Origin of the sequence: Curtobacterium sp. MCJR17_055, assembly GCF_003224335.1 — a bacterium.
Taxonomy (GTDB): Bacteria; Actinomycetota; Actinomycetes; order Actinomycetales; family Microbacteriaceae; genus Curtobacterium.
Genome location: NZ_QKLF01000001.1, coordinates 24,290 through 50,909, shown reverse-complemented (window position 1 = coordinate 50,909; position 26,620 = coordinate 24,290). Strand labels below are relative to the sequence as shown.

Genomic DNA, 26,620 nt, shown 5'->3' with positions numbered 1-26,620 from the left:
CAGTATCCGGTCGGCGCACCCGGGCCAAACACCTGTTCGAGCGTGTCGCAGGAAATCCCCCCACAGATCCCTCCACGGGACTTGTGCATCCACCCAATCGAACGTATGTTCGGTACACGGCTTCGGTCGGCCCATCCGGACCGGTCGGACTCCGACGGCAAGCAGGAAGGCAACGACATGAGCACCAACGCCATCGTGGACACGCAGCACACCGCAGCACACGCAGTGCGGACGCGTCTCCGTCTCACCCGCCGCGGGCGGGTCGTCTTCACGACCCTCGCCGCCCTTCCCGTGCTGTTCTGCGTCGGGATCGCGATGCTCAACGGCGGTCAGGCATCTGCCGGTGACCGGGCGGCCGACGTGCACTTCGACACCGTCACGGTCCAGCCGGGCGAGACCCTGTGGCAGCTGGCCGAGCAGACCGCGCCCGACTCCGACCCGCGCGACTTCGTCCAGGACGTCGTGAGCCTCAACGCACTCGACGGCTCGGGTGTGCAGGCCGGCCAGGAGATCGCCATCCCGGCCCAGTACGGCAACTGACCGTCCGACCGCTGGGCGCCCGGCGCGACCACCGATCACGCGGCACCGTCCGGACGGGCGGCGAGCCCCGAGGCGACGCGGCCTACGATGGATCGGTGGCAACCACGCTCGAAGACCTCCCCATCCGAGACGACCTGCGCGGGCAGAGCCCCTACGGCGCCCCGCAGAAGCACGTCCGCGTGCAGCTCAACGTCAACGAGAACACGCATCCCGTCCCGGAGGACGTCGCGGAGGACATCGTCGCCTCGATCCGCCGAGCGCTGACGACCGTCAACCGCTACCCGGACCGCGAGTTCACCGAGCTGCGGGAGTCACTCGCCGGGTACCTCGGGCACGGACTCGGACCGGAGTCGATCTGGGCGGCGAACGGCTCGAACGAGGTCATCCAACAGCTCCTCCAGGCCTTCGGTGGCCCGGGGCGGAGCGTGCTCGGGTTCCCGCCCACCTACTCGATGCACTCGATCATCGCGTCGGGGACCGGCACCGCTTGGATCCCCGCCGAGCGTGACGATGCATTCCGGATCTCGCCGGAGACGGCCGTGGCCGCGGTCACCGCCCACCGGCCGGACCTCGTCTTCCTCTGCGGGCCGAACAACCCGACCGGGACGCCACTCGAGCTCGCCACGATCGAGGCCGTGTACGACGCGACCGACGGCATCGTGATGGTCGACGAGGCGTACGCCGAGTTCATGCCCGTCGGGCAGCCGACCGCGCTCACCCTCCTGCCCGGTCGGGAGCGCCTGGTCGTGTCCCGCACCATGAGCAAGGCCTTCGCCTTCGCCGGCGCCCGGGTCGGCTACCTCGCCGCGGACCCCGCCGTCATCGACGCGCTCCGCCTCGTGCGCTTGCCGTACCACCTGTCCGCCCTGACCCAGGCCGCGGCCGTCGCCGCCCTCCGGCACGCCCCGGAGATGCTGCGCATGGTCGACGACATCCGCGGGCAGCGCGACCGCATGGTGACGGAACTGCGCGCGATGGGGTACCAGCCGCACGAGACCTGGTCGAACTTCGTGCTGTTCGGCGGGGTCGCCGACCCGCGGGCAGCGTTCGAGTCGCTGCTCGAGCGCGACGTGATCGTGCGCGACCTCGGCATCCCGAACCACCTCCGCGTGAGCGCCGGGACGGCGGAGGAGACGACCGCTTTCCTCGACGCCATGCGCGCGGTCGCCGCCGAGCAGCCGCCCGTTAGGGTTGCAGCATGACCGCGCGCACCGCCGAGATCACCCGCTCGACGAGCGAGTCGACCGTGTCCCTGTCGCTCGACCTCGACGGCACCGGGAAGTCCGAGATCGCGACGAGCGTGCCGTTCTTCGACCACATGCTGACGGCGTTCAGCAAGCACTCCCTGATCGACCTGCGCGTGCAGAGCTCCGGCGACACGGACATCGACGTGCACCACACGGTCGAGGACACCGGCATCGTGCTGGGGCAGGCGCTCCGGCAGGCGCTCGGCGACCGCGCGGGCATCGGCCGCTACGGCGACGCCCTCGTCCCGCTCGACGAAGCCCTGGCGCAGGCGGTCGTCGACGTGTCCGGTCGTCCGTACCTCGTCCACACCGGAGAGCCCGCCGGCTTCGAGTTCCACCGCATCGGCGGACACTTCACCGGGTCCATGGTCCGGCACGTGTTCGAGGCGATCACGATGAACGCCGGCATCACGGTCCACGTCCGCGTCCTCGACGGCCGCGACCCCCACCACATCGCGGAGGCCGAGTTCAAGGCCTTCGCCCGGGCCATGCGCCGCGCCGTCGAACTCGACCCGCGCGTCGACGGCATCCCGTCCACGAAGGGCACGCTGTGAGCACCACCCGGCCGAACGTCGTCGTCCTGGACTACGGCTCCGGCAACGTCCACTCCGCCGCGAAGGCGCTCGAGCGCGCCGGCGCCGACGTGACGCTCTCGAACGACAAGCAGGCCGCGCTCAAGGCCGACGGACTCCTGGTCCCCGGTGTCGGTGCGTTCGCCGCGGTCGTCGACCAGCTCGAGGGGGTGCGCGGCGGCGAGATCGTCGACCACCGCCTGGCCGGTGGGCGCCCCGTGCTCGGGATCTGCGTCGGCATGCAGGTCCTGTTCGAGCGCGGCGTCGAGCGCGGTGCCGACGTCGAGGGCCTCGGGCAGTGGCCGGGCGTCGTCGAACCGATCGAGGCCGAGGTCCTGCCGCACATGGGCTGGAACACGGTCGAGGCCCCGGAGGACTCCGTGCTGTTCGACGGCCTCCGCGACGAGCGCTTCTACTTCGTGCACTCCTACGGCGTCACCGACTTCCCGCTCGAGGCGTACGGGCCGTTCCGTGCGCCGAAGCTCACCTGGGCCGAGCACGGGGAACGGTTCATCGCCGCGGTCGAGAACGGCCCACTGAGCGCCACGCAGTTCCACCCGGAGAAGTCCGGCGAGCCGGGCATCCGCCTCCTCCGCAACTGGGTCTCGTCGCTGTGACCCCCGATCCCGACGGGACCATGACCGAGCTCTCCACCACCCAGCCCCTCGTCCTGCTGCCGGCCGTCGACGTCGTCGACGGTCAGGCCGTGCGCCTCACCCAGGGCGAAGCCGGCAGCGAGACCGGGTACGGCGACCCCGTCGTCGCGGCCCGCACCTGGCGTGACCAGGGGGCGGAGTGGATCCACCTCGTGGACCTCGACGCGGCGTTCGGTCGTGGCGACAACCGCAGGGTGATCGCGCACGCCGTCCGCGAGGTCGAGGGCGTCTCCGTCGAGCTCTCCGGCGGCATCCGCGACGACGCCTCGCTCGAGGCCGCCCTCGCCACCGGTGCCGCCCGGGTCAACCTCGGCACGGCCGCCCTCGAGAACCCCGACTGGGCCGCGCGGGTCATCGGGCAGTACGGCGAGCAGATCGCCGTGGGGCTCGACGTCCGCGGCACCACCCTCGCCAGCCGGGGATGGACCGAGGACGCGGGCGACCTCTGGGAGGTGCTCGACCGGCTCGAGGACGCCGGCTGCGCCCGGTACGTCGTCACCGACGTCACGAAGGACGGCACGCTGCAGGGCCCGAACGTCGACCTGCTGCGCCAGGTGTGCGACCGGACCGACCAGCCCGTGGTGGCCTCGGGCGGTATCTCGACGCTCGACGACCTGCGTGCGCTCCGCGAACTCGTGCCGCACGGTCTCGAGGGCGCGATCATCGGCAAGGCGCTGTACTCGGGGGCGTTCACGCTCCCGGCCGCGCTCGACATCGCCTCGGAGTAGTCCGTGGCGGGGATCTCGAATGGCCGCGGCACGGGTCCGGAACCCGACGACCGGACCGCCGAGGAGCACGCGGCGCACGACCACACCGCCGACTCCGCGGGGAACCCCTGGGCCGGTCGCACGTTCGACGCACACGACACGACGTTCGCCGAGGACGACGGGCTGGCCGACCCGGACCTCGTCGCCGCGATCACCGCGGTCGCCTCGGGAGGCCCGCACGGCGCCGTCGTGGACGCCCTCCGCTCGGCACGTCTGCTCATCCCGCTCGTCGCCGAAGCGGGCGACGTCGGGGAGACCCTGGACGGGCGCACCGTCGACAAGACCCAGGAACTGTCGATCGTGACCGTGGCCGGCCCGGACGGCCGAGCCGTCATGCCCGCCTTCACCTCGGTCGAGGCGATGCGCGCCTGGGACGCCGATGCCCGTCCGATCCCGGTCGAGTCCCGCCGGGTGGCGATGGCCGCGGCGAGCGATGACACGCAACTCGTCGTGCTCGACCCCACGGCAGCGACCGAGTTCGTCCTGCGGCGGCCCGCGGTGTGGGCGCTCGGGCAGGACCTGCCCTGGACGCCGTGCTCCGAGGACCCCGAGGTCGCGCGGGCCTTCGCCGGCACGATCGAGACCGAACCGGCCGTGGTCCGGGTCGAGCTGTCACCGGGGGACCCGCTCTCCCGGTTCGCCGGGCCCGAGCTCACGGTCGGCCTGCGACTCATCGCCGGGCTCGACCGCGAGCAGGTGACGGAACTGGTCGGGCGCCTGCAGCAGCGGTGGGCCACCGATCCGGTGATCGCGGAACGCGTCGACAGCATGCGCGTCGCCCTCCGCGCCGCCTGATCACGGCCCTCCGACGACCGGGAGGCCCGTGTCCGGTCCGACCCGCGGGTCCACCCGCTCGGCGGTGCGGCCCGGTGAGCCGCGGGTGCGCCGGTACGATGGCCGGGTGAGCAGCATCCCGACGACAGCCTCCGGTACCGGCGACATCGTCACGGGTCCGACCGGTCGGCCCGTGCGGGCGTTCCCCGTGCCGGACGAGCTGGACGGCCACGGTCCGGCGCGCATCATCTCCCTGTGCAACCAGAAGGGCGGGGTCGGCAAGACCACCACCGCCATCAACCTCGGTGCCGCGCTGGCCGAGTACGGGCGGAAGGTCCTGGCGGTCGACTTCGACCCGCAGGGTGCCCTCTCCGCCGGCCTCGGCGTCCGGACGCACGACATCCCCACCGTCTACGACCTGCTCATGGGCGCCGTGAAGGACCCGAACCAGGTCATCCAGCCGACGAACGTGCCGTTGCTCGACGTCATCCCGGCGAACATCGACCTGTCTGCGGCTGAGGTGCACCTGGTCAACGAGGTCGCCCGGGAGCAGATCCTCGCGAGCGTGCTGCGGAAGGTGTCGAACGACTACGACGTCATCCTCATCGACTGCCAGCCCTCGCTCGGCCTCCTGACCGTGAACGCCCTGACGGCCGCGCACGGTGTGCTCATCCCGCTCGAGTGCGAGTTCTTCGCCCTCCGCGGTGTCGCGCTGCTCATCGAGACCATCGACAAGGTGCGCGACCGGCTCAACCCGGCCCTGACGCTCGACGGCATCCTCCCGACCATGTACGACGCACGGACGCTGCACTCGCGGGAGGTCATGGAGCGGGTCGTCGAGACCTTCGGTGACCGGGTCCTCGACACGGTCATCGGCCGCACGATCAAGTTCCCCGACGCCACTGTCTCCGCGCGTCCGATCACGCAGACGGCTCCGGACCACGCCGCGGCGCACGCCTACCGGTCGCTGGCACGAGAGCTCGTCCAGCGTGGCGCCGTCGCCTGAGGAATCGGCCACGAGCCTCCCGTCCGGCGCGCCCGGACCCGTCGACGACGAGCGCGACGCGCCGGTCGGCACCACGACGGCACCCGGGTTCCGGGTGCGTCTCAGCAACTTCGACGGACCGTTCGACCTGCTGCTCTCGCTCATCACGAAGCACGAGCTCGACATCACCGAGGTCGCCCTCAGCGCGGTCACGGGGGAGTTCATCGCGTACGTGCGACAGGCCGAGTCGAGCGACGAACTCGACGAGGCGAGTGAGTTCCTCGTCGTCGCGGCGACGCTCCTCGACCTGAAGATCGTCGGACTGCTGCCGCAGGGCGAACTCGTGGACGCCGAGGACGTGGCACTCCTCGAGGCCCGCGACCTGCTCTTCGCACGGCTGCTGCAGTACCGGGCGTTCAAGCAGGCCGCGGACTGGTTTGGCGACCGCTGGGCGACCGAGTCCCGACGGCACGTCCGGAGCGTCCGGCTCGAGGAACGGTTCCGCGCCCGGACCCCGGAGCTGGTGTGGACGCTCTCCGTGCAGGACTTCGCGGCGCTGGCGGCACTGGCGTTCGCCCCGCGGGAGATCCCGACCGTCGGGCTCGACCACCTGCACGCCCCCGCCGTGAGCATCCGGGAGCAGGCCGCCATCGTCGTGTCCCTCCTGCGCACCCGCGCCGACGAGGGGTCGCCGGACGTGACGTTCCGTGAGGTGATCGCGGGCGTCGACCAGGCGGGTATCGTGGTGGCTCGTTTCCTCGCGATCCTGGAGTTGTACCGGAACGCCTCCATCTCGTTCGAGCAACTCGAACCACTCGGGGAACTGATCCTCCGGTGGACCGCGCTCGACTGGACGGACGAGAGCCTCGCGAACCTGGGAGCCGACTATGACGGATGACGTGCACGCTCGCGGTGCTCGCGCCCGCGCCGGTGGGTCCGCCGAGCCGGGTGGCTCGGACGAGATCGAGGATGCCCGAGCCCTGGAAGCCGAGCTCCGTGCTGCCGCAGCGGCACGAGCCGACGCGCCCGCTCACGCCGCGCCTCCCGTCGAGGCGTCGGTCGACCGTCAACTCGAAGCGATCCTGATGATCGCGGACCAGCCGCAGTCGCTCGTGGCACTCGCCGCCGCCGTCGGGGAACCGGTGGCCGTCGTCCGGCAGGCGGTCGACCGCCTGGTGGCCGACTTCGACGGCGTCGACGGCACGGTCCGCCGCGGGTTCGAGCTCCGCGAGGTCGGCGGCGGCTGGCGCTTCTACGTCCGCTCGGAACTCGACGCCGTCGTCGAGCAGTTCGTCGAGGCCGAGCGTCCGGCACGGCTGTCCCAGGCAGCCCTCGAGACCCTGGCCGTGGTCGCCTACAAGCAGCCGATCACCCGTTCCCAGATCGCCGCGATCCGGGCCGTCAACGTCGACGGCGTGGTCCGGACCCTCGTCGCGCGCGGCCTCATCGAGGAGTCGTTCACCGACTCCGAGACCGGCGCCATCAACTACGTCACCTCCGAGTTGCTGCTCCAGCAGCTCGGCATCAACTCGCTCGACGAGCTTCCGCTCATCTCGCCCCTCCTGGAGGACGGCGCGGACGGCTTCGGGCAGACCGAAGGGATCCCCGATGGCCGGGTTTGACCAGAACGACAGACCACGACGAGACGACGACCGCCGCGGCGGCCCCGGACGCGCTGGCGGTGGCCGGCCGGGAGGCGCGGGCCGCCGTGACGACGCACCCCGCGGACGCGACGGGGCCGGTTCCGGCGGGTACCGCGGGCGGGACGACCGTGGTGCGGGTGCGGGTGACCGCGGTGGCTACCGCGGGCGCGACGACCGTGGTGCGGGTGCCGGTGACCGCGGTGGCTACCGCGGGCGCGACGACCGTGCTGGTGGCGACCGTGGTGGGTACCGCGGCGGCGACGACCGGGGTGCCGGTGGGTACCGCGGGCGCGACGACCGTGCCGGTGGGGACCGCTCGACGGGCGGGTACCGCGGGCGCGACGACCGCGGCTCCTCGGACCGCGGTGGGTACCGCGGTCGCGACGAGCGTGGTGCCGGCGACCGGGGCGGGTACCGCGGGAGCGACGACCGCGGGGCCGGTGGGTACCGTGGGCGGGACGACCGTGGCGGCGACCGCGGGGCCGGTGGGTTCCGCGGGCGGGATGACCGCGGCTCCTCGGACCGCGGTGGGTACCGCGGGCGCGACGACCGGGGCGGCGACCGCTCGGCCGGTGGGTTCCGTGGGCGGGACGACCGTGGCGGCGACCGTCCGACCGGTGGGTACCGCGGGCGGGACGACCGAGGCGGCGACCGTCCGACCGGTGGGTACCGCGGGCGGGACGACCGGGGCGGCGACCGTCCGACCGGTGGGTACCGCGGCGGTGACGACCGGTCCTCCGGTGGCTTCCGAGGGCGTGACGACCGTTCCGGCGGGTACCGCGGCGGTGACGACCGGTCTTCCGGTGGCTTCCGCGGACGTCCGGACCGTGACGCGCGCAGCTCCGACCGTCGCTCGGACGACCGTGGCGGCTTCGTGAGTCGGGACGATGACGGCGGCCGATTCGTGCGCCGCGACGACTCCGACCGTCGGCCCGGCGCTGGCGCCCGTGACGACCAGCGCGGTGGGTACCGCGGTGGTGACCGGCCGCGCGACGACCGTGGCGCGGAGCGTGGCGGACACCAGGGACGTGACTTCCGCGGCGGCGGCCGCGATGACCAGCGCGGTGGGTACCGCGGCCGTGACGACCGCGGGGCCACCCGTCGGTCGGACGACCGGGGTGCCGAGCGTGGCGGCGACGCGCGCCGCGACGACCGCCGGAGCCCGGACGGCGCCCCGAGCAGCGTCTGGCACAACGGCCGCCGCTACGTCGGTGGCACGACCAGCCCGCGCAACGACCCCGCACGCAAGCGCACGACGCCCCTGCCCGCCGGGGAACGCGACGACGAGGGTCGTCCCGCCGAGGGCACACCCGAACGCCCGATCATCCCGGACTGGGACCCGGCGGACGGGACGACGACCGACGGAGGCGAGCCGGACCTCCAGGAGGGCGGTGAGCGTCTGCAGAAGGTGATCGCCGCTGCCGGCGTCGCCAGCCGTCGTGTCGCGGAGAACCTCATCGCCGAAGGGCGCGTGACGGTGAACGGCGAGGTGGCGGACATGCTCGGTCGCCGCGTCGACCCGGACACCGACGAGGTCGCCGTCGACGGTGTGCCGGTGCAGACCGACACCTCGCGGCGGTACGTCGTCCTCAACAAGCCGACCGGCGTGGTCTCGAGCATGCAGGACGAGCACGACCGCCCGGACCTGTCCCAGTTCGTCGACCGGTTCGAGGAGCGCCTGTTCAACGTCGGCCGCCTCGACTACGACACGGCCGGCCTGATCATCCTGACGAACGACGGAGCACTCGCGCACGTGCTGGCCCACCCGTCGTTCGGCGTGACGAAGACCTACGTCGCGAAGGTCGACGGCACGATGACGCCCTCCACGCTGCAGCTGCTGCTCGACGGCATCGACCTGGAGGACGGACCGATCGCCGCCGACAAGGCGCGCCTGCTCGAGTCGTCGCGCGGGGAGTCCCTGGTCGAGATCACCCTGCACTCCGGCCGCAACCGCATCGTCCGGCGGATGCTCGAGGCGATCGGGCACCCGGTCCTCGAACTCGTCCGACGGTCCTTCGGACCGCTCCAGCTCGGCAGCCTCGCGCCGGGCCAGGTGCGGGAACTCACCACCGTCGAGCTCGGCAAGCTGCTCGGCATCGCGCGGACCGCGGGGACCCGCACGGGTGACGACGAGGCGGAAAGCACGGACTGACCGGCTCACGGACGGCGCCGGCGCAGGTGGGGGAGTTCCCCACAGGCCCGGCGCCGTCCCGTTCCCGGGCCGCACCGCTCGCTAGGCTTGCGGCGTGACCGAAGCCACTCCGCCCGCCCTCCCCGACGACCGAGTGTCGTCGGGGATCGACCGGCGACTCCGCGGGCCGGTGCGGATCGTCGGGACCGGCCTGCTGGGCGCGTCGATCGGCCTCGCCCTGCGGGACAAGGGAGTGGACGTCATCCTGGACGACGTGTCCCCGGCCGCGTTGGCGCTCGCCGTGGACTACGGCGCCGGACGCCGTCCTGCACCGGGTGACGCGCCGGAGCTCGTCGTCGTCGCGGTGCCGCCGGACGTCACGGCCAGCGTCGTGGAACGCGAACTCGCCGCCTTCCCGGACGCCGTCGTGACCGACGTCGCGAGCGTGAAGTCCGGGCCACTCGAACGACTCCGTGCCGTCGGTGCCGACGTCTCGCGCTACATCGGCTCGCACCCGATGGCCGGCCGCGAACGCAGCGGGCCGACCGCCGCTCGGGCCGACCTGTTCATCGGCCGTCCGTGGGTGATCGCCGGACACGACGACATCACCCACCAGCGAGCTGCCCCGGTGGAGCACCTGGCGCTCGACCTCGGCGCGACCGTCGTCCCGATGGACCCCGCAGCCCACGACCAGGCGGTCGCCGTCGTCTCCCACGTCCCGCAACTGGTGTCGACGCTCATGGCCTCCCGACTCCGGGACGCTCCGGGCGAGGCCCTCGGGCTCGCCGGCGGCGGGGTGCGCGACGTCACGCGCATCGCCGCGAGCGACCCGGGTCTGTGGGTGCAGATCATCGGCGCGAACGCCGCACACATCCGACCGGTGCTGACCGACCTGCGGGACGAGCTCGACCGGGTGATCGACGCGCTCACCGACCCCGCGGCCCCCGGGTCGCCCCGCAGCCTGGCCGAGACCATCGCGTCCGGCAACCGGGGTGTCGAGCGGTTGCCCGGCAAGCACGGCTCCACCGCCCGGTTCGCCCGTGTCGTCGTCCTCATCGACGACCGTCCCGGACAGTTCGCCGCGCTCCTCACCACCATCGGGGAGCTCGGCATCAACCTCGAGGACCTGCACCTCGAGCACTCGCCACGGGCGCAGATCGGCATCGTCGAGGTGTCGGTCGTCCCCGAGCACGAACAGCGACTCGTCGAGGAACTCGAGGGTCGCGGATGGAGGATCGCAGCAGCATGGGCCTGAACGAGCACGACACCGCACTCGAGTCCGGTGTGACCGGGGGCCCGGACGGCCCCGACGCCGGACTGCCGACCCCTGTCGACCAGCCCGGACCCCTCGGCGGCGACGTCACCGGTGGTCCGGACGGCCAGGGCGCCGGTGAACTCGGCTCCACGCGTGACCCGATGCCCGCAGGGCTGCCCGCCGGCGCGTTCGTCGCGAAGTTCGTCATCGCCGTGGACGGTCCCGCCGGCAGCGGCAAGTCGAGCGTGTCCCGCGCCGCTGCCCGCGTGCTCGGCTTCGGGTACCAGGACACCGGCGCCGCCTACCGTGCACTCGCCTGGCACGCCCTGCAGCTCGGCGTCGACCTCGACGACCCGGCGGCGGTCCTGGCCAGCTGGGACCAATTCGACTACGAGATCGGCACCGACCCCGACCACTACTTCGTGCGCGTCGGCGGTGTCGACGTCACGGACGCCATCCGGACGCCCGAGGTCACGGCGGCGGTCGCGCACATCGCGAAGCTGCCCGACGTGCGCGCGAAGCTCGTCGCGCTCTTCCGGCAGGTCATGCGGAAGGCGGACGGACAGGGCATCATCACCGAGGGCCGTGACATCACGACGGTCGTCGCACCGGACGCCGAAGTCCGGATCCTGTTGACCGCCGACGAATCCGTTAGGATGGCACGTCGGTCGGCAGAGGTCACGACCCAGTCGGCCGAAGAGACCTCGGCCGCCCTCGCCCGTCGGGACGCTGCCGATGCGAAGGTCGTCGACTTCATGAACGCCGCCGACGGCGTCACCACCCTCGACTCCACCGACCTCGACTTCGACCAGACCGTGCAGGCGGTGGTCGACCTGGCCCGCTCGGCCACGAACTGACGACGAGGCGGCCACACGGCCGCACGTGAACCACGAACACGCGGCCGACCGGCCGCCGGCAAGGAAACCACCATGGCGCAGCTGGACGACCGAAGCGACGACGACTTCCCCGAGTACGACGACTCCCTCGGCGAGCGGCTCGCCGACATCGACGAGGCCGAAGCGGACCAGCGTGCGAGCGCGCTCCGTGCCGGGCTCGAGGACTACGACCTCGACGAGGAGGACATCGCGCTCCTCGAAGCCGGCAAGCTCGGCGTCGACGGCGTCGCGTACCTGCCGGCGCTGCCGGTGCTCGCGATCGTCGGGCGTCCGAACGTCGGCAAGTCGCAGCTCGTGAACCGCATCCTCGGGCGGCGTGAAGCCGTCGTGCAGGACACCCCGGGTGTCACGCGTGACCGCGTCAGCTACAAGGCCGAGTGGAACGACAAGCGGTTCACCATCGTCGACACCGGCGGGTGGGAGCCCGACGCGAAGGGCATCAACGCCTCCGTCGCCGCCCAGGCCGAGGTCGCGATCGACCTCGCCGACGCGGTGCTCTTCGTCGTGGACGTCACGGTCGGCATCACCGCGACCGACGAGCACGTCGTGAAGATGCTGCGCGGCACCGACCGTCCGGTCATCGTCGTCGCGAACAAGTCCGACGACGAGCGCCGCGACCTCGAGGCCCACGCGCTGTGGAACCTCGGCCTCGGCGAGCCGCACCCGGTCTCGGCCCTGCACGGTCGCGGTGTCGCGGACCTCCTCGACCTCATCATCGCGACGCTGCCCGACGTGTCCGCGGTCGCGAAGCAGGAGATCGGTGGCCCGCGTCGCGTGGCGATCCTCGGCCGCCCGAACGTCGGCAAGAGCTCGCTGCTCAACAAGGCCGCCGGCGAGGAGCGCGTGGTCGTCAACGAGCTCGCGGGGACGACCCGTGACCCGGTGGACGAGCAGGTCGAACTCGGTGGCAAGACCTGGCGCTTCGTCGACACCGCCGGCATCCGGAAGCGCGTGCACATGCAGCAGGGTGCCGACTTCTACGCCTCGCTCCGCACGACCGCCGCCCTCGAGAAGGCCGAGGTCGCCGTCGTCGTCCTCGACGTGACCGAACCGGTGTCGGTGCAGGACCTCCGCATCATCGACCTCGTGCTCGAGTCCGGGCGCGCACTCGTCCTGGCCTACAACAAGTGGGACCTGCTCGACGACGAGCGCCGCCGTTACCTGGAGCGTGAGATCGAGCAGGACCTGGCGCACGTCACCTGGGCTCCGCGAGTGAACATCTCCGCCCGCACCGGACGCCACCTCGAGAAGCTCGTGCCGGCGCTCGAGACCGCACTCGAGTCGTGGGACACCCGCATCCCGACCGGCAAGGTCAACGCCTTCGTCGCCGAACTCGTCCAGGAGCACCCGCACCCGGTCCGCGGTGGCAAGCAGCCGCGCATCCTGTTCGCCACGCAGGCGTCGACCCAGCCGCCGACCTTCGTGCTGTTCACGTCGGCGTTCCTCGACCCGCAGTACCGCCGGTTCATCACACGGCGCCTCCGCGAGGTCTGGGGCTTCGACGGCACCCCGATCATCGTCAACATGCGCGTCCGCGAGCGCCGGAAGCGCTGACCGGTCATGGCCGCGCCGCGAGGGGAGCGATCGACGTCACCGCGTCGGTCGCCCCTCGTGGCGGGGCTGGTCCTGCTCGTCGCGGTCGGCGTCGGCGCGGTCGCGCTGCGGTCCGCTCCGGATGACCGGACGTCGGCGTCCACGCCGTCGCCGTCCCCGAGCACGGACGGACCCCGGATGGCCATCGGCCACGGCTTCATCCCGGACGAGCCGACGTCCGACGCGACGGTCGTCCCGTCCGGCGCTGGCGCGGGCGCCGGTGCTGCTCCCAGCGGTGACACGACCGTGGTCGACGCCGCGACCGGACTGCCCGTCGACGACGGGCAGGCGTCGGCTCCCTGGTGGCGACGGGCTCTGCCGATCGCGGGCGACCTCGTTCCGATCCGAGGTGACGTCCGGGGCACCGTCCGCCTCGAGGTCGTCGGGGAACAGGTCGTCCAGATCACCCTCACCGGTGTCCGGGTCGATGCGGGGTCCGGGGCGACCGGGTCGCACGTCGGTGCCGTGCGGGTCCAGCTGTCCTCGGGTGACGTCGTGGGGACCGACCGAGCACGGTGGACCGGTGACGACGTTCCGGCCGACTTCGGCTCGTTCACGCCGGACGGCGAACACCCCGTGCTGGTCATCGTCGACCCGCAGGACCTGCCGTCGGTGGTGCACTCCGTCCTGCTCGTCGACGCCGGCACCGGTGCCGTGCTCGGCGGAGCGGAATTGCTGCCCGTCTCCTGACCGGGGCAGCCGTGCGCGCTGTGGTGCGCGCGGGATCGGTGGCAGCGCCCGACCGCTCGTCCGAAGGAGGATTGGTGGCCGCGTCGCGGACCCCCTCCCGTGGCCCCGCCGCGAACACGCTGGCCCCGCCGCAGATCCGCTGGCCCCGTCACGGATCCGGTTGCCCCGCGACGTAGCCGGATGGGGCACCATGGGACGGTGACGCCGCCCCCGCCCGCCCTCTCCGCGCGAGCGGACCGCGCGTGGACGCGACTGCGGCTCGACCGCCTCGCAGGCGGACGGCAGGGCGGCTACGTCATCCGGGAGGACATGCTCGCCCACCCGGACATCGTCCGGTCGTTCCGCTGGATCCGCTGGCTGCTCGTCGCCGAGACCGTCGTCGGACTGACCGCGGTCCTCGTCGCCGTGCTCCTGACCCGGGCCGGCCAGGACGTCCCGTGGGCGGTCTGGTTCCGCGCGACGGTCGTGCTGCTCATCACCCTGACGCTGTACGTGTTCGCGTGGCGGGCGCAGCTCGGGTACTACTGGGCGTACCAGCGGCTGCGGCTGTTCAGCCGGGTCTTCCCGATCGTGACGCTGGTGATCGCGGCGATCCCCGGGTTGTACCCGTTCTGGATGGTCATCGAGCAGATCGTCTTCTCGGTCCTCATGGTCGGGATCGGGGACGTGCTGACGAGCGACCACATGCGGCGCACCTTCCCGAAGCCGGCCCGCCGCGACGCACGGTAGCCGGGGCGGACCCGACCGCGTACCCCAGGACCACCGAGGATGCGCGTCGCCCGGACCACGAGGAGCATCGTGGGTCGTATGACCACCACCTCCCTCCCCGGCGGCACTTACCGCATCGCTGACGACCTCGACCTGACACGCGTCGGGTACGGCGCCATGCAGCTGGCTGGGCCGCACGTGTTCGGACCGCCTGCCGACCACGACGAGGCCGTCCGGGTGCTCCGGACCGTCGTCGACCTCGGCATCACGCACATCGACACCGCCGAGTTCTACGGCCCGCACGTCACGAACGAGCTCATCCGCGAAGCACTCGCGCCGTACCCGGAGGACGTCCACATCGTGACGAAGGTCGGGTCGGTCCGAGACGCGAAGGGCAACTGGGTGCCGACCCGAGAGCCCGACGACCTCGTCGCGCAGGTGCACGAGAACCTCCGCACCCTCGGACTCGACCGGCTCGACGTCGTGAACATCCGCATGGGCGGGTTCGACGCCCCGGAGCCGGGTTCGATCGCCCCGCAGGTCGAGGCACTCGCCCGCCTGCAGGAGGAGGGGCTCGTCCGGCACATCGGTCTGTCGACCGTCAGCGCGGAGCAGCTCGCGGAGGCGCAGAGCTACGTGCCGATCGTCTGCGTGCAGAACATGTACAACGTGGCCCGCCGACAGGACGACGCCCTCGTCGACCTCACCGCGTCGCAGGGCATCGCGTACGTGCCGTACTTCCCGCTCGGTGGGTTCTCGCCGATCCAGTCCGGGGCACTCGACCGGGTCGCGGCGCGCCTGGAGGTGTCGCGGCTCACGGTCGCCCTGGCATGGCTGCTCCAGCGGTCGCCGAACATGCTGCTCATCCCGGGGACCTCGTCGGTCGCGCACCTCCGGGACAACGTCGCGTCCGCCGGGTTCGTGCTGCCGGACGACGCCGTGGCGGAACTCGACGCGATCGGGACGGTCGCGTAGCGGCCGGACGGACGGGAGGCGCGTGACGACCCCGCCACGCCCCTCCCGGCCGTTCGTCAGTGGCGGTCGGTCAGGCGACGGTGGCGAGCGCGAACGGCAGCACGGCGGACGCTCCGGCCCGGCGGAGTTCGCGACCCGCGACCGTCATCGTCCACCGGCTGTCGACCAGGTCGTCCACGAGCAGCACCGGCCCCTCGTCTGCCTGCAGTGCGGCGGCCAGCTCCGGGCCGACGACGAAGGTGTCCCAGACGCCGGACAACCGGTAGGCGCTGTTCGTCGCGCCGTCGCCGCGCGGGACGCCGCCGTCGCGGTCCAGGGTGCCGAGGTGCTGCAGTCGCCCGATCGAGGACAGGGCCTGCGCGAGCGAGCCGACGAGCTGCGGGCGGGAGCGCGAGGACAGCGCCACCACGCCGGTCGGTCGGACCTCCCACGGCCAGTCCTTCAGCGCTCGGACGCAGCCCTCGACGAGTTCGCGGGACACCGGGCCGTCCGGGGTGCCGGTCGCGAACAGCGCCCGGAGCGGCCCGCCCCACCCGAGGTCGGTGAGTCGCGCGACCGCCCGGCCCGGGGCCACGAGTTCCCCGGCCGGGATCTTGCCCTTCACCGCGACCCCGAGGGACGCCATGCCCGAGGGCCACTGCGCACGCGGGGCGATCTCGACGCCGACCTGGTCGAGCGCGGTGGCGGCACCGGAGCGGTCCGCGTCGGAGACGTCCGTCGGGTACCAGGCGCCGGCGCAGTTGTCGCACCGGCCGCACGGCTCGGCCGTTGGGTCGTCGAGGTCCTGCTGGAGCAGCTGCATCCGGCACGCGCTGGTCGACTCGTACGCCAGCATCGACCCGGCCTCGGCGGCACGGGCAGCGGCGACGCGCTCGTAGCGGGCGGCGTCGTACTCCCACGGGCGGCCGGTCGTGACCCAGCCGCCGCCGACACGACGGACGGCGCCGTCGACGTCGAGCACCTTGAGCAGGAGTTCGAGCGTCGACCGCTTGATGTCGACGAGCCCTTCGAGTGCGACGGTCGACATGGCGCTGTCGGGGGAGAGTGCACCGAGCACGGCCGAGGCGCGCGACTCGGTCGGCATGGACGCGCTCGCGAAGTACTGCCAGATCTCCTGGTCCTCGCGTCCGGGCAGCAGCAGCACGTCGGCGTTGTCCGTCGCGCGGCCCGCACGACCGATCTGCTGGTAGTAGGCGACCGGCGAGGACGGCGCGCCGATGTGCACGACGAAACCGAGGTCGGGCTTGTCGAACCCCATGCCGAGCGCACTCGTCGCGACCAGGGCCTTCAGCTCGTTGCCCTTCAACTGCCCTTCGAGCTGTTCGCGTTCCTCGTTGTCGGTCCGGCCGGTGTACGCGCGGACGGCGTACCCGGACTCGCGCAGCAGGCGGGCGATGTCCTCGGCCGCCGAGACCGTGAGCGTGTAGATGATGCCGCTGCCGGGCAGGTCGCCGAGGTGCGCGAGCAACCAGCCGAGCCGGGCGCGGGCGTCGGGCAGTGTGAGCACGCCGAGCCGCAGCGAGGCCCGGGCGAGCGACCCACGGATGGTGAACACCGGGTCCTCGGGGCCGGCGGTGAGCTGCTCGGCGACGTCCTCGACGACGCGCTCGTTCGCGGTCGCCGTCGTCGCGAGCACCGGGACACCGTGCGGCAGGGAGCGGATCAGCTCGGCCAGGCGCCGGTAGTCGGGTCGGAAGTCGTGCCCCCAGTCGGAGATGCAGTGCGCTTCGTCGACGACGAGCATCCCCATCCGCCCGATGAGCGCCGGCAGCTGTTCGTCGCGGAACTTCGGGTTGTTGAGCCGCTCGGGGGAGACGAGGAGCACGTCGACCTCGTCACGGGCGAGGGCGGCCTGCGTCTCGGTCCACTCGTGCGCGTTCGCCGAGTTGATGGACACCGCTCGCACCCCGGCCCGCGCGGCCGCTGCGACCTGGTCCCGCATGAGCGCGAGCAGCGGCGACACGAGCACGGTCGGCCCGCCGCCCCGGCGCCGGAGCAACAGGGTGGCGAGGAAGTAGACGGCCGACTTGCCCCACCCGGTGCGCTGCACGACGAGGGCGCGCTGCCGGTGCTCGACGAGCGCGGAGATCGCCTCGAGTTGCCCCGGGTGGAAGACGGCGTCGACCCGACCGGTCAGGGCCTGCAGGGCCTCCTGCGCCTCGGCGGCGATCGCAGCGGACGGTGCCGGACCGGCCGACGGTGCCGGGCCGGCCGACGACGCGACCCCCGCAGCAGGCGGGACGGAGGAGGCAGCAGGTGAACGCATGCCCCCATGCTGTCAGGACCGACCGACGAACCCGGCCACGAGCCACAAGGCTGTGGAGGACCCGCGACCACTCACTGGTAGGTGACCAGCGACGGGGTCGGCTCCACCTCGGCCATCGTCTGCTCCGGCGTCAGCATCGGCGAGTCCTCGTCGTGGAAGTTCTTCCACCCCCAGTGCAGCCCCTCCGGACCGCCCTCGTGCAGCGCCTTCCAAGTCGCCTGCTTGTCCGGCTGCGCGCCCTGCCCGTCGACGTGCACGAGCAGGTCGAGCTCCGGGTGCGAGGTGAGCGAGCCGCGGTCGGCGATCATCGACGACCGGAACTGGTGCAACACGAGTGCCTTCGGCGGCAGCCCCTGCCGGCGGACGAGCTCCGCGAGCCACGCCGACACCTCGTCCACCTCCCGCGCACCGACCGAGCCGATCTGCTCGAGCGGGACCTGGTCGGGCCCGAGTCGCCACTCCGGGTCGAGCGCCAACCACACGTCCGGCCGCCGCAGCAGCGACTCGTACCGTTGCGCCTGGGAGAGGAAGTCGCTCCGCCCGGGCTGCAGGTCGATGATCGTCGGCATGCCGGCCTCGTGGGCCGCGTCGACGTACGGCTCGAGGGTGGACACGGGCAGCTCGCGTGAGTAGTCGCCGTCCGCTCCGGCCTCGCCGGCGGCGACGGTCGCGATCACTTCGAACGCGGGCGTCACGGGCACGTCGGAGATCCCGCGGTACTCCCGCGCGAGGGCCTTGGCCCGCCGCACGCTCGCCGCCGGGTCCTGTTCGCCGAGCACCCCGAGCACGGGCGCGCCCGGAGCGCCGTACAGGGCCGTGTACCGGTGTCCGTCGAAGGGCCGCTGGCCGCCGTCGCCGATCCGGTACCCGGTCTGCGCCGCCCGGACGACCCACTCGGGGTCGCGGAGGTCCGCGAAGGCGGCGCCGAGCAGCAGCGTCGGCCGACCCTCCGCAGCGTGCAGCGCGCGCACGACGTCGCCCGACGCGGCAGGGTCCGACACGCCCGAGGGCATCTCCACCAGCTGGGCACCGGCAGCCCGCGCGGTCGCCACGGCCGCGGCGTCCGAGGACCGGTCCGCCACGAGCACCGTCTGCCGGGAGGCCCGCTCCGCCTCCGCCCGCTGGCCTCCTTCCGGCGCGTCCCGCTCGGCGACGTCCGTGTCGAGCGAGACCCTGCCGACCGCCTGGTACCAGGACGCGTCGAGCCGCTCGAGCTCGGCGTCGACCGCCTCCGGTCCCGCGCCCACGAGGAGCGCGGGGACGTGCGCGCGCACCGCGGCGCTCGCCGCCCGCCGCACCGCGTCGGCGTCGTCCGCCGGCGCCACGACCGCACCGGGAGCCGACCGGAACAACCCCCGACTCGTCCGGACCGACCGCTCGGCGGCGGAGTCCTGCGCGACGACCGTGACAGCGTCGGACGCCGCACGGGCCAGGGTCGGCCGCGGGTCCGGCGCGGCACCGGAACAGGCGGTGACACCGAGGACGAGGCCGGTCACCGCGAGCGCGAGCAGAGGACGAACGGGTCGGGAACGCATCGAGCCACCATAGGAGCCGGACGACGGCCAGCCTGGGAACCGGGTCAGTCCGGTCGGTAGAACGGGAGCATGCTCCGACAGGCCGACGACCGACCGACCATCGGGCCGGTGTCGCCTCCCGATCTGCACTGCATGACCCTCAACCTTCGCCGCCAGGTGCCTCGCCCTGCCGGGCACCCGGACGCGTGGGAGCACCGACGGGACGCCGTCGTCGCGCTCGTCGCCTCCGAGCAGCCGACCGTGCTCGCCGTCCAGGAGGCCCTGCGCCCGCAGGCGGTCGACCTCGCCACCGGCATCGGCGAACGGTGGGAAGCCGTCCTCCTCGGGCGGGACCGCCACGGCGACGGCGAGGCCGTCGGGGTCCTCGTCGACACCGAGCGCTGCACCGTCGTCGAACGCCGCTCGTGGGCGCTCTCCCGCCGACCGCTCCGCCCCGGCAGCCGCGCCTGGGCCACCGCCTTCCCCCGCCACGCGGTCGGCGTGGTCCTCGACGACCACGCCACCGGCGGACGCTTCCTCGCCCTGGCGACGCACCTCGACGTCGTCTCGCCGTGGGCGCGGCTCCGGTCTGCGCAACTCCTCGGCAGGATCGTGGCCGAGTCCGCGCTGCCGGCCGTCGTGATGGCCGACTTCAACAGTGCGGCAGGATCCGCGCCGTGGCGTGCGCTGGCGGACGCAAGTGTCCCCGACACCTGGGGGCGGGCCTCCCGTCCGGAAACGCCGGAGGTCGGGACGTACGCCGCGTACCGGGAGCCCCGCGCCGACCGGCCACGCATCGACGGCGTGCTCGCGACCGAGACGGCCGTCGTGTCCCGCGTCGCCGTGTCCACCAGGCGGCCCGGGGGAGTGTGGCCCTCGGACCACCTCGCCGTGCACGCCGTCCTGTCGTTCGGAGCGAGCGCGTGATCGCCACCCTCGGGCTGACGTTCCTCCGCCGACCGCACGGCGCCGTCTGGGCCGCCGACGTGCTCCGGATCGTGACGCTCGTCAGCGTGCCCGTCGCCGCCGTGGGATGGGGCGCGGTGGCGTTCGCCGTGATGGCGCTCGCACTCCTCGGCGCCGTCGTCCCGCGCATGCTCGGACTCCGCCCGACGTTCGACGCAGCGGTGGTCCTGCTGAGCCTGGTCGCCGCATGGAGCAGCATGCTCGACTGGTACACGACCGTGTTCCTGTGGGACAAGGTCGTGCACGTCATCCTGGTCGGCCTGCTCGCCGGGCTGCTCTACGTCATCGCCTCGGACGTCGGGGTCATCGCCTCGGCCCCGCGTGCCGGGGTGCTGCTCTCCGCCCTCGTGGCGCTCGCCGCGGGGATGGCGATCGGCTCCGTGTGGGAGATCGGCGAGTGGCTCGGGCACAACTTCGTCGACGACACGATCGTCGTCGGCTACGACGACACCATCGGCGACCTGGCCGCGGACGGGGCCGGCGCGTTGCTCGCCGGGTTCGCACTGCCGTGGTTGTCGCGGGAGCGGCGGGTCGTCCGACCTGGTCACGCTGCCCAGGGTGTCGGCGCTCGCCGCGAGGGCACGTCGGCGCTGCACACGCAGGGTTGACGCGCGCGGGCTGCGGGCCGTGGCGCGGTGGGGCTCGCGCTTCCGCTATGCTGGTTGGGCTGCTCCGCGCTCGGTCGGGTGGGGAGCAGGGCCTGCAGTGTCCTTCGTGGACACGGGGTCTGGGTCCGTACGGACTCACGGGCTGTGGCGCAGCTTGGTAGCGCACTTGACTGGGGGTCAAGGGGTCGCAGGTTCAAATCCTGTCAGCCCGACCGACAGCCCCGACGGAACCGAGTTCCGTCGGGGCTTCTTCGTTCTCCTGACGCGATTCTCGTTCGGTGACGGGTGCGAACTCGGCCGCGTCCGGGTGGCACTTCCGCCACGGCGGGAGGTACGACGTGACGCTGGTCGCCGACGCCCACACGACGACAGACGCCGAGCACGACGGAGTGGCCATCACCGGCGAGCAGATAGTGGCCCACACGAACATGTACTTCGCCGGACTGCGCTACCCCGGCCGACAGTTCGCCGCCTTGTCGCACGACGCCGTCGCCCTCTCGTCCGCGCGGTAGGCGACCATCCATCGCGGGGCCGGCCTCCGCGTCACCCGGGTCGCGGTGTTGCCGTCGCTCGCACGCCTGGGGCAGGATCACCACATGACGGGGGAACGCGGAGACCGAGCACGGGTGGTCGCGGTGAGCAGGGACAGCAGCCACGACTTCAGCAAACCCGTCGTGGACGAGGTGACGCTCGTCGAGGGCCTGGGCGTCGAGGGTGACGCACATGCGGGACGCACGGTGCAGCACCGATCGCGTGTGGCTCGGGACCCGCTGCAGCCGAACCTGCGCCAAGTGCACCTGATCCACGCCGAGCTCTTCGACGAGGTGGCTGAGGTCGGCTTCGCGGTCGCGCCGGGCGAGATGGGCGAGAACATCACGACGCGGGGGATCGACCTCCTCGGACTGTCGACCGGTGCACTGCTCCACCTCGGAGCCGACGCCTGCGTCCGCGTGACCGGGTTGCGGAACCCGTGCCAGCAGATCAACGACTTCGAGCCCGGTCTCCTCCGCGAGGTGTTGGGTCGCGCCGAAGACGGCTCGGTGCGACGCAGAGGCGGCGTCATGGCAGTCGTCGTCTCGGGCGGAACGGTCCGGGCCGGTGATCCCATCCGCGTGGAGAACCCGGCGGGCGACCACCAGCCGCTCGGCCCGGTGTGACCGCGGCCCGCAGGGACCGGCGCTGGGTCGCTGGTTCGTGTCCTGTCGATCGCGTCACCGAGGACTGCACCGTCGGCCCTGCGAGAATCGACGCGTGATCCTGCACGGGGCGCTGGCGACGCTCGAACCCATCACGCCGGAACTCGCGGCTCGTGTCGTCGCGCGTGACGAGCGTCCCGGTGATGACTGGCACGCCGAGTACCCCTTCGCGGATGAGCTCGACCCACTGCGGTCGTTGGCGACCGCGTCGGAGGTGGACCCCGACTTCACGATGTACCTCGTCAGGCGAACGTCGGATGGTCTCGCCGTCGGCGGGTTCGGCTTCTTCGGCCCGCCGGATGCATCGGGGACGGTCGAGTTCGGGTACGGCCTGGTCCCGTCGGCTCGGGGCGCCGGTCTGGCGACGGAGGCAGTGGGACTGGCTCTCGACCGCGCGGCCGTCTGCGGCGCGCGGGTCGCGGTGGCGGACACGGACGTGACGAACACCGCGTCGCAGCGTGTCCTCGAGTCGAACGGCCTGGCGGAGGTCGACCGCCGTCGGTCACTCGTGTTCTACCGGCGCGACCTTCCCACCCGCCGTGCCCACGGTGACCAGCGCGCCGCCAGCGACCACCACGGTGCTCGCGCCACTGACCCAGCGGGGAGGTAGCCGTGCCGAAGCCGAGGAAGCGGCGCCGCCGCCCACGTCGACCGCGGCAGCCGATGACCTGGGCCCGGTTCTGGCGCGGAACCGGGGAGAGCGTCCGCGTGGGTTGGCCACGCTGGCTGGTGGTGATCGGATTCCTCGCGGTCCTGCCGGTCGTGTTCACCCTGCCCGGGGACATCGCGACGCTGCGGCAGAACACGGACCTGCACGAGCGTGGAAGGACGGTGTCCGCAGTCGTCGTCGCGGTCGAGGAACAGCACCACACCGGTCACCGCGGTGGGAGCTGGACCGAGTACTGGCCCGTCACCCGGCAGACGATCGACGGCGTCACGTCCACGACTCCGCTGCGTGGGTACGCGAGCACGGCGCGCGAGCGCTACCAGCGTGGGCAGCGTCTGACCGTGTTGATCGACCCCGACGACCGTCGCACCATCGCCCTGGCGGGTGCGGGCGCTCGCGCGAGCCTGCAACGACAGGTCCGGATCGGTGCCGTCGTCGGTGCAACGGGAGCGGTGTTCCTCGCGATCGGCGTGCCGGTCGCCGTCCGGCGGGCTCACGCGCACCGTCGCCGGACGGCCCTCGCGAAGCCGCTCGGGACAGCGCGGGAGTGGTGGCGGTCCCGGCCGAGGGGATGACCCGGCCGGGACCCCGGTCAGAACGGGACGCCGCAGACGAGGACGGCGTTCGCGAAGGCCGTGGCTTCGCCGGTGCGAACGAACAGGCGGGCGTCCGCGGACATCGTCTTGAGCTCCTCGTGCGACACCGCACGTCGCTCCGGGAACCGGTCGGTGAGCCACCGGTCGGCCTCGGTCCCGGCGGCCTCGGTCGCGGCGATGCACTCCTGGAAGACGGCGTCCCCGAGCAGGGCGTCGAGGACGTCCACGAACCGGGGCACCCCGTGCACGAGCGCGAGGTCGACGACCGGCACGCCGGGCGGGATCGGCAGGCCGCAGTCCGCGACGACGACCAGGTCACCGTGGCCGAGCCGGCTGAGACCGGCGTTCAGCTCGGCGTTGAGGATGCCGCCCTTCTTCACGACGCACCCCCGGCCGGAGCAGCCGGAGCAGCCGGAGCAGCCGACCCGTCTTGCAGGTCGACCGAGGGCAGCACGTTGTCCAGCGTCGGGTAGGACGGCTGCGTCCCCACGCCCTGCACCGCGAACGCCCCGACCCGGACGGCCTGCCGCGCGGCGTCGAGCAGGGAGTCCCCGGCTGCGAGCCCGGCAGCGAGGGCACCGACGAACGCGTCGCCCGCACCCGACGAGTCGACCGCGGTCACCCGCGGGGACGGGACCGCGACGAGGTCGTCCGTCCCGTCCGCCACGAGTGCACCCCGCGCGCCGAGCGTCACGACGACACTCCGCACACCGAGTGCACGCAGCGCGGCGACCAGTGCGGGTTCGTCCGTCGGCACGTGCGCACCGGGGTCGAGCTGCGCGAGGACGAGTGCCGCCTCGTGCTCGTTCACCACGAGCGGGTCGGCCGCGAGCACGACCTCCCGGTCGACGGGCACGACGGGCGCCAGGTTGAGGAGCACCCGTCCGGTCGCGAGTTCCGCGGCGGCGGCGATGCCGTCTGCCGGGATCTCGCCCTGCAGGACGACCACCGCGGCCGACGCGACGACCGGGGCGGCGGTGAGGAGGGCCTCCCGGTCGGTGGCACGGTTGGCGCCCGGGACGACGACGATCGTGTTCTCGCCGCTCCGGTCGACGGTGACGGTCGCGAGCCCGGTGGGGGCGTCGACGGCACGGACGTGCGTGACGTCGACCCCGCTGTCGGCCAGGAGGCTCGTGGCGACCTGCGCCGAGCCGTCCCGTCCGACGCTCCCCACCATGGCGGTGGGAGCACCGCGACGGGCGGCGGCGACGGCCTGGTTGGCGCCCTTGCCGCCGGGCAGCAGGGACATGGAGGTCGCGACGAGGGTCTCGCCGGGCGACGGGTGCCGCTCGACGGTCACGACCTGGTCGACGTTGAGCGAACCCACGACGACCACGGTTCCGGTGGAGCGGCTCACTTGGTGAAGTCTCCGACGTTGCTCTTGGTCACCGACACGACCGGGACCTGGACGGTCTTCTCCGCCTTGCCCGAGGCGGCCTTGATCGCCTGGTCGACCGCGAGGGCGCCGAGCTTCGCCGGCTGCTGCGCGACGGTGCTGCTGAGCGTGCCGTCCTCGATGGCGCTGAGACCGTCGGCCTCGCCGTCGAACCCGGCGACCTTGACGTCCTTGCCGGCCTTCGCGCCGAGCGCCTTGATCGCGCCGAGGGCCATCTCGTCGTTCTCGGCGAAGACGCCGACGACGTCGGGGTGTGCCTGCAGCAGGTTGGTCGTGACGTCGAGCGCGGTGGCGCGGTCGAAGTTCGCGGTCTGCTTGCCGACGACCGTGATGTCCGGGTACTCCTTGATGCCCTCGGCGAAGCCCTTGCCGCGGTCACGGCTGGCGGAGGTACCGGCCTGGCCCTGCAGGACGAGGATCTCGCCCTTCTCGCCGATGGCCTTCGCCAGGTCGTCGGCGGCCTGCTTGCCCCCGGCGACGTTGTCGCTCGCGATGAAGGAGTCGACGTCGGCGCCGTTGACGGTGCGGTCCACGGCGATGACGGGGATGTCGGCCTTGTTGAGCGCGGTCACGCTCGGGCCGGCGGCGTCGGAGTCGACCGGGTTGACGATGACGGCGTCGGTGCTGCCGCTCGAGGCGGTCTGCAGCTGGTTCGCCTGCTGGGCGGAGTCGTTCTGGGCGTCGACGACGTCGAGCGTGACGCCCTGCTTCTTCGCCTCGGCCTTCGCGCCGTCGCGGACCTCGACGAAGAACGGGTTGTTGAGCGTGGAGAGGGCGAGCGTCACCTTGGTGTCGCTGCCGCCGCCGGCCGCGCCGCTGGTGCTCGTGCGGTTGCACCCGGCGGTGCCGAGGACGACCAGGCCGGCGACGACGCCGACGGTGGCGACCTTCTGGAAGGAGGAGAACTTCATCGTTGGTTCCTTTGTGCTGGTGGTGTGGGGGAGGGAGGAGGAGTGGGAGGTCAGCTGCTGCGCGTCTTGCGGCGCAGGACGTCGAAGCCGACGGCGATCGCGATGACCAGGCCGATGACGACCTGCTGCCAGAACGAGCTGACGTTGAGCAGGTTCAGGCCGTTGCGGATGACGACGAGGACGAGTGCACCGATGAACGTGCCGGAGATCCGACCGACACCACCGGCGAGCGAGGCGCCACCGATGACGACCGAGGCGATCGCGTCGAGTTCGTACCCGCTGGCGGCCTGCGGCTGCGCGGAGTCGAGTCGGCCGGCGAGCAGGAGACCGGCGAGTGCGGCGAACAGGCCGGACAGGGCGAAGACGACGACGACGATGCGCTTGACCGGCAGGCCGGACAGGCGTGCGGCCTCGGCGTTGCCGCCGACGGCGTACATGCTGCGGCCGATGACGGTGCGGTTCAGGATGAACGAGGCGACGAGTGCGGCGAGCACCAGGACGATGATCGGCACCGGGACCGGGCCGATGTCACTGCCGAGGAACGACACCTGGGGGGACGTGGGGACCGGCTTGCCGTCGGAGAGCACGAGGGTCAGGCCGCGGGCGACGCTGAGCATGGCGAGGGTCGCGATGAACGACGGCAGCTTGCCGTAGGCGCTCGCGAGGCCGTTCACGACGCCGGTGGCGAGTCCCGCGACGAGCCCGCCGACGAGGGCGAGCCACCCTGGCAGCCCTGCGGTGGCGAAGAACCAGCCGGAGACCATCGCGGACAGGGCGGCGACCGACCCGACGGACAGGTCGATGCCGCCGGCGACGATGACGAACGTCACGCCGAACGCGAGCACCGCCACGGTCGACACCTGGATGCCGATGTTGAGGAGGTTCCGGCCGGTGAGGAAGTCGGGCGTCGCGATGAAGAGCGCGATGCAGAGCACGACGAGGCCGACGAGGGCGCCGTTGTTCGCGAGGAACTTCGTGAACGAGGAGGACCGCGACGGGGCCTTCACTGTGGTCGATGACATGCGGGTGCTTTCTGGGAGGTACTGCGCTGTACGCGGGGGAGGGGAC

Annotated in this window: 29 protein-coding genes and 1 tRNA gene; 24 read left to right on the top strand and 6 right to left on the bottom strand. The window is 72.5% G+C overall.

The window, feature by feature from the left end; genetic code table 11:
• Positions 1 to 177: 177 nt before the first annotated feature.
• From DEJ16_RS00240 to DEJ16_RS00165, 17 genes are all read left to right on the top strand, one after another.
• Complete coding sequence (locus DEJ16_RS00240; protein ID WP_110824028.1) at positions 178 to 540, top strand: LysM peptidoglycan-binding domain-containing protein; 363 nt, start codon at positions 178 to 180, stop codon at positions 538 to 540.
• A gap of 95 nt (positions 541 to 635) precedes the next feature.
• Positions 636 to 1,742, top strand: coding sequence for a histidinol-phosphate transaminase (locus DEJ16_RS00235; RefSeq protein WP_110823890.1), 1,107 nt, complete (start codon positions 636 to 638; stop codon positions 1,740 to 1,742).
• Complete coding sequence (gene hisB, locus DEJ16_RS00230) at positions 1,739 to 2,341, top strand: imidazoleglycerol-phosphate dehydratase HisB (protein ID WP_110823891.1); 603 nt, start codon at positions 1,739 to 1,741, stop codon at positions 2,339 to 2,341. The genes DEJ16_RS00235 and hisB overlap by 4 nt, the downstream gene beginning before the upstream one ends.
• On the top strand, positions 2,338 to 2,976 hold the full coding sequence (gene hisH, locus DEJ16_RS00225; RefSeq protein ID WP_110823892.1) for an imidazole glycerol phosphate synthase subunit HisH: 639 nt from the start codon (positions 2,338 to 2,340) through the stop codon (positions 2,974 to 2,976). The genes hisB and hisH overlap by 4 nt, the downstream gene beginning before the upstream one ends.
• 20 nt (positions 2,977 to 2,996) lie before the next feature.
• The gene (gene priA, locus DEJ16_RS00220) at positions 2,997 to 3,743 is read left to right on the top strand and encodes a bifunctional 1-(5-phosphoribosyl)-5-((5-phosphoribosylamino)methylideneamino)imidazole-4-carboxamide isomerase/phosphoribosylanthranilate isomerase PriA (protein ID WP_110823893.1); all 747 of its coding nucleotides are present in this window, start codon (positions 2,997 to 2,999) and stop codon (positions 3,741 to 3,743) included.
• A 3-nt stretch (positions 3,744 to 3,746) separates the two neighbouring features.
• The gene (locus tag DEJ16_RS00215; RefSeq protein ID WP_110823894.1) at positions 3,747 to 4,577 is read left to right on the top strand and encodes an SseB family protein; all 831 of its coding nucleotides are present in this window, start codon (positions 3,747 to 3,749) and stop codon (positions 4,575 to 4,577) included.
• Positions 4,578 to 4,683: 106 nt separating this feature from the next.
• Complete coding sequence (locus DEJ16_RS00210) at positions 4,684 to 5,562, top strand: ParA family protein (protein ID WP_110824029.1); 879 nt, start codon at positions 4,684 to 4,686, stop codon at positions 5,560 to 5,562.
• Positions 5,546 to 6,439, top strand: a complete 894-nt coding sequence (locus DEJ16_RS00205) for a segregation and condensation protein A (RefSeq protein ID WP_375232119.1) — start codon at positions 5,546 to 5,548, stop codon at positions 6,437 to 6,439. Before DEJ16_RS00210 ends, DEJ16_RS00205 begins: the two co-directional genes overlap by 17 nt.
• Positions 6,429 to 7,163, top strand: a complete 735-nt coding sequence (gene scpB, locus DEJ16_RS00200) for an SMC-Scp complex subunit ScpB (protein ID WP_110823895.1) — start codon at positions 6,429 to 6,431, stop codon at positions 7,161 to 7,163. The genes DEJ16_RS00205 and scpB overlap by 11 nt, the downstream gene beginning before the upstream one ends.
• Complete coding sequence (locus DEJ16_RS15885) at positions 7,160 to 8,062, top strand: hypothetical protein (protein ID WP_258365717.1); 903 nt, start codon at positions 7,160 to 7,162, stop codon at positions 8,060 to 8,062. Before scpB ends, DEJ16_RS15885 begins: the two co-directional genes overlap by 4 nt.
• A gap of 521 nt (positions 8,063 to 8,583) precedes the next feature.
• Positions 8,584 to 9,336: a pseudouridine synthase gene (locus DEJ16_RS15880; RefSeq protein ID WP_258365797.1), complete on the top strand. Its 753-nt coding sequence runs from the start codon at positions 8,584 to 8,586 to the stop codon at positions 9,334 to 9,336.
• A 94-nt stretch (positions 9,337 to 9,430) separates the two neighbouring features.
• Positions 9,431 to 10,570: a prephenate dehydrogenase gene (locus DEJ16_RS00190; RefSeq protein WP_375232120.1), complete on the top strand. Its 1,140-nt coding sequence runs from the start codon at positions 9,431 to 9,433 to the stop codon at positions 10,568 to 10,570.
• 161 nt (positions 10,571 to 10,731) lie between these two features.
• On the top strand, positions 10,732 to 11,427 hold the full coding sequence (gene cmk / locus DEJ16_RS00185; RefSeq protein ID WP_110824031.1) for a (d)CMP kinase: 696 nt from the start codon (positions 10,732 to 10,734) through the stop codon (positions 11,425 to 11,427).
• Positions 11,428 to 11,499: 72 nt separating this feature from the next.
• Positions 11,500 to 13,020, top strand: coding sequence for a ribosome biogenesis GTPase Der (gene der, locus DEJ16_RS00180; protein ID WP_110823898.1), 1,521 nt, complete (start codon positions 11,500 to 11,502; stop codon positions 13,018 to 13,020).
• A 177-nt stretch (positions 13,021 to 13,197) separates the two neighbouring features.
• Complete coding sequence (locus tag DEJ16_RS00175; RefSeq protein ID WP_146232767.1) at positions 13,198 to 13,749, top strand: hypothetical protein; 552 nt, start codon at positions 13,198 to 13,200, stop codon at positions 13,747 to 13,749.
• A 198-nt stretch (positions 13,750 to 13,947) separates the two neighbouring features.
• Complete coding sequence (locus tag DEJ16_RS00170; protein WP_258365716.1) at positions 13,948 to 14,478, top strand: hypothetical protein; 531 nt, start codon at positions 13,948 to 13,950, stop codon at positions 14,476 to 14,478.
• Positions 14,479 to 14,556: 78 nt separating this feature from the next.
• Positions 14,557 to 15,432: an oxidoreductase gene (locus DEJ16_RS00165; RefSeq protein WP_110823901.1), complete on the top strand. Its 876-nt coding sequence runs from the start codon at positions 14,557 to 14,559 to the stop codon at positions 15,430 to 15,432.
• 70 nt (positions 15,433 to 15,502) lie between these two features.
• Here DEJ16_RS00165 and DEJ16_RS00160 read toward each other — a convergent pair whose 3' ends face one another.
• Both DEJ16_RS00160 and DEJ16_RS00155 read right to left on the bottom strand, forming a co-directional pair.
• A complete protein-coding gene (locus tag DEJ16_RS00160; RefSeq protein WP_258365715.1) occupies positions 15,503 to 17,698 on the bottom strand; it encodes an ATP-dependent DNA helicase RecQ in 2,196 nt (731 codons plus the stop codon).
• 71 nt (positions 17,699 to 17,769) lie between these two features.
• Positions 17,770 to 19,233 carry a hypothetical protein gene (locus DEJ16_RS00155; RefSeq protein ID WP_110823902.1) on the bottom strand — a complete coding sequence of 488 codons (1,464 nt, stop codon included), beginning with the start codon at positions 19,231 to 19,233 and terminating at the stop codon, positions 17,770 to 17,772.
• A 69-nt stretch (positions 19,234 to 19,302) separates the two neighbouring features.
• Between DEJ16_RS00155 and DEJ16_RS00150 the strand changes: the two genes are divergently transcribed.
• The 7 genes from DEJ16_RS00150 (at position 19,303) to DEJ16_RS00120 (ending at position 23,224) form a co-directional block, all read left to right on the top strand.
• Positions 19,303 to 20,139: an endonuclease/exonuclease/phosphatase family protein gene (locus DEJ16_RS00150; protein WP_110823903.1), complete on the top strand. Its 837-nt coding sequence runs from the start codon at positions 19,303 to 19,305 to the stop codon at positions 20,137 to 20,139.
• On the top strand, positions 20,136 to 20,786 hold the full coding sequence (locus tag DEJ16_RS00145; RefSeq protein ID WP_110823904.1) for a hypothetical protein: 651 nt from the start codon (positions 20,136 to 20,138) through the stop codon (positions 20,784 to 20,786). The genes DEJ16_RS00150 and DEJ16_RS00145 overlap by 4 nt, the downstream gene beginning before the upstream one ends.
• 138 nt (positions 20,787 to 20,924) lie before the next feature.
• Positions 20,925 to 20,998, top strand: a tRNA-Pro gene (locus DEJ16_RS00140).
• 66 nt (positions 20,999 to 21,064) lie between these two features.
• Positions 21,065 to 21,298 (top strand): hypothetical protein, encoded by a 234-nt coding sequence (locus DEJ16_RS00135; protein ID WP_258365712.1) that lies wholly within the window; start codon positions 21,065 to 21,067, stop codon positions 21,296 to 21,298.
• Positions 21,299 to 21,382: 84 nt separating this feature from the next.
• On the top strand, positions 21,383 to 21,943 hold the full coding sequence (locus DEJ16_RS00130) for an MOSC domain-containing protein (protein WP_110823905.1): 561 nt from the start codon (positions 21,383 to 21,385) through the stop codon (positions 21,941 to 21,943).
• Positions 21,944 to 22,037: 94 nt separating this feature from the next.
• Positions 22,038 to 22,592, top strand: a complete 555-nt coding sequence (locus tag DEJ16_RS00125) for a GNAT family N-acetyltransferase (protein ID WP_110823906.1) — start codon at positions 22,038 to 22,040, stop codon at positions 22,590 to 22,592.
• A 122-nt stretch (positions 22,593 to 22,714) separates the two neighbouring features.
• Positions 22,715 to 23,224 carry a DUF3592 domain-containing protein gene (locus tag DEJ16_RS00120; protein ID WP_181419390.1) on the top strand — a complete coding sequence of 170 codons (510 nt, stop codon included), beginning with the start codon at positions 22,715 to 22,717 and terminating at the stop codon, positions 23,222 to 23,224.
• 17 nt (positions 23,225 to 23,241) lie between these two features.
• Here DEJ16_RS00120 and rbsD read toward each other — a convergent pair whose 3' ends face one another.
• Genes rbsD through DEJ16_RS00100 form a run of 4 tightly spaced genes read right to left on the bottom strand, consistent with a single transcriptional unit; the run spans position 23,242 to position 26,574 of the window.
• Positions 23,242 to 23,625 carry a D-ribose pyranase gene (gene rbsD / locus DEJ16_RS00115; protein WP_110823908.1) on the bottom strand — a complete coding sequence of 128 codons (384 nt, stop codon included), beginning with the start codon at positions 23,623 to 23,625 and terminating at the stop codon, positions 23,242 to 23,244.
• Positions 23,622 to 24,602, bottom strand: coding sequence for a ribokinase (locus DEJ16_RS00110; RefSeq protein WP_220032701.1), 981 nt, complete (start codon positions 24,600 to 24,602; stop codon positions 23,622 to 23,624). Before DEJ16_RS00110 ends, rbsD begins: the two co-directional genes overlap by 4 nt.
• On the bottom strand, positions 24,599 to 25,552 hold the full coding sequence (locus DEJ16_RS00105; RefSeq protein ID WP_110823909.1) for a substrate-binding domain-containing protein: 954 nt from the start codon (positions 25,550 to 25,552) through the stop codon (positions 24,599 to 24,601). Before DEJ16_RS00105 ends, DEJ16_RS00110 begins: the two co-directional genes overlap by 4 nt.
• Before the next feature lie 50 nt (positions 25,553 to 25,602).
• Complete coding sequence (locus DEJ16_RS00100; RefSeq protein WP_110823910.1) at positions 25,603 to 26,574, bottom strand: ABC transporter permease; 972 nt, start codon at positions 26,572 to 26,574, stop codon at positions 25,603 to 25,605.
• Positions 26,575 to 26,620 lie beyond the last annotated feature (46 nt).

Bases quoted from the DNA above. Each gene is read 5' to 3' on its own strand.
- DEJ16_RS00240 (WP_110824028.1), top strand. From the start codon at position 178: ATGAGCACCAACGCCATCGTGGACACGCAGCACACCGCAGCACACGCA.
- hisB (WP_110823891.1), top strand. From the start codon at position 1,739: ATGACCGCGCGCACCGCCGAGATCACCCGCTCGACGAGCGAGTCGACC.
- priA (WP_110823893.1), top strand. From the start codon at position 2,997: ATGACCGAGCTCTCCACCACCCAGCCCCTCGTCCTGCTGCCGGCCGTC.
- scpB (WP_110823895.1), top strand. From the start codon at position 6,429: ATGACGGATGACGTGCACGCTCGCGGTGCTCGCGCCCGCGCCGGTGGG.
- cmk (WP_110824031.1), top strand. From the start codon at position 10,732: ATGCCCGCAGGGCTGCCCGCCGGCGCGTTCGTCGCGAAGTTCGTCATC.
- der (WP_110823898.1), top strand. From the start codon at position 11,500: ATGGCGCAGCTGGACGACCGAAGCGACGACGACTTCCCCGAGTACGAC.
- DEJ16_RS00175 (WP_146232767.1), top strand. From the start codon at position 13,198: ATGGCCATCGGCCACGGCTTCATCCCGGACGAGCCGACGTCCGACGCG.
- DEJ16_RS00165 (WP_110823901.1), top strand. From the start codon at position 14,557: ATGACCACCACCTCCCTCCCCGGCGGCACTTACCGCATCGCTGACGAC.
- DEJ16_RS00160 (WP_258365715.1), bottom strand. From the start codon at position 17,698: ATGCGTTCACCTGCTGCCTCCTCCGTCCCGCCTGCTGCGGGGGTCGCG.
- DEJ16_RS00155 (WP_110823902.1), bottom strand. From the start codon at position 19,233: ATGCGTTCCCGACCCGTTCGTCCTCTGCTCGCGCTCGCGGTGACCGGC.
- DEJ16_RS00150 (WP_110823903.1), top strand. From the start codon at position 19,303: ATGCTCCGACAGGCCGACGACCGACCGACCATCGGGCCGGTGTCGCCT.
- DEJ16_RS00130 (WP_110823905.1), top strand. From the start codon at position 21,383: ATGACGGGGGAACGCGGAGACCGAGCACGGGTGGTCGCGGTGAGCAGG.
- DEJ16_RS00105 (WP_110823909.1), bottom strand. From the start codon at position 25,552: ATGAAGTTCTCCTCCTTCCAGAAGGTCGCCACCGTCGGCGTCGTCGCC.
- DEJ16_RS00100 (WP_110823910.1), bottom strand. From the start codon at position 26,574: ATGTCATCGACCACAGTGAAGGCCCCGTCGCGGTCCTCCTCGTTCACG.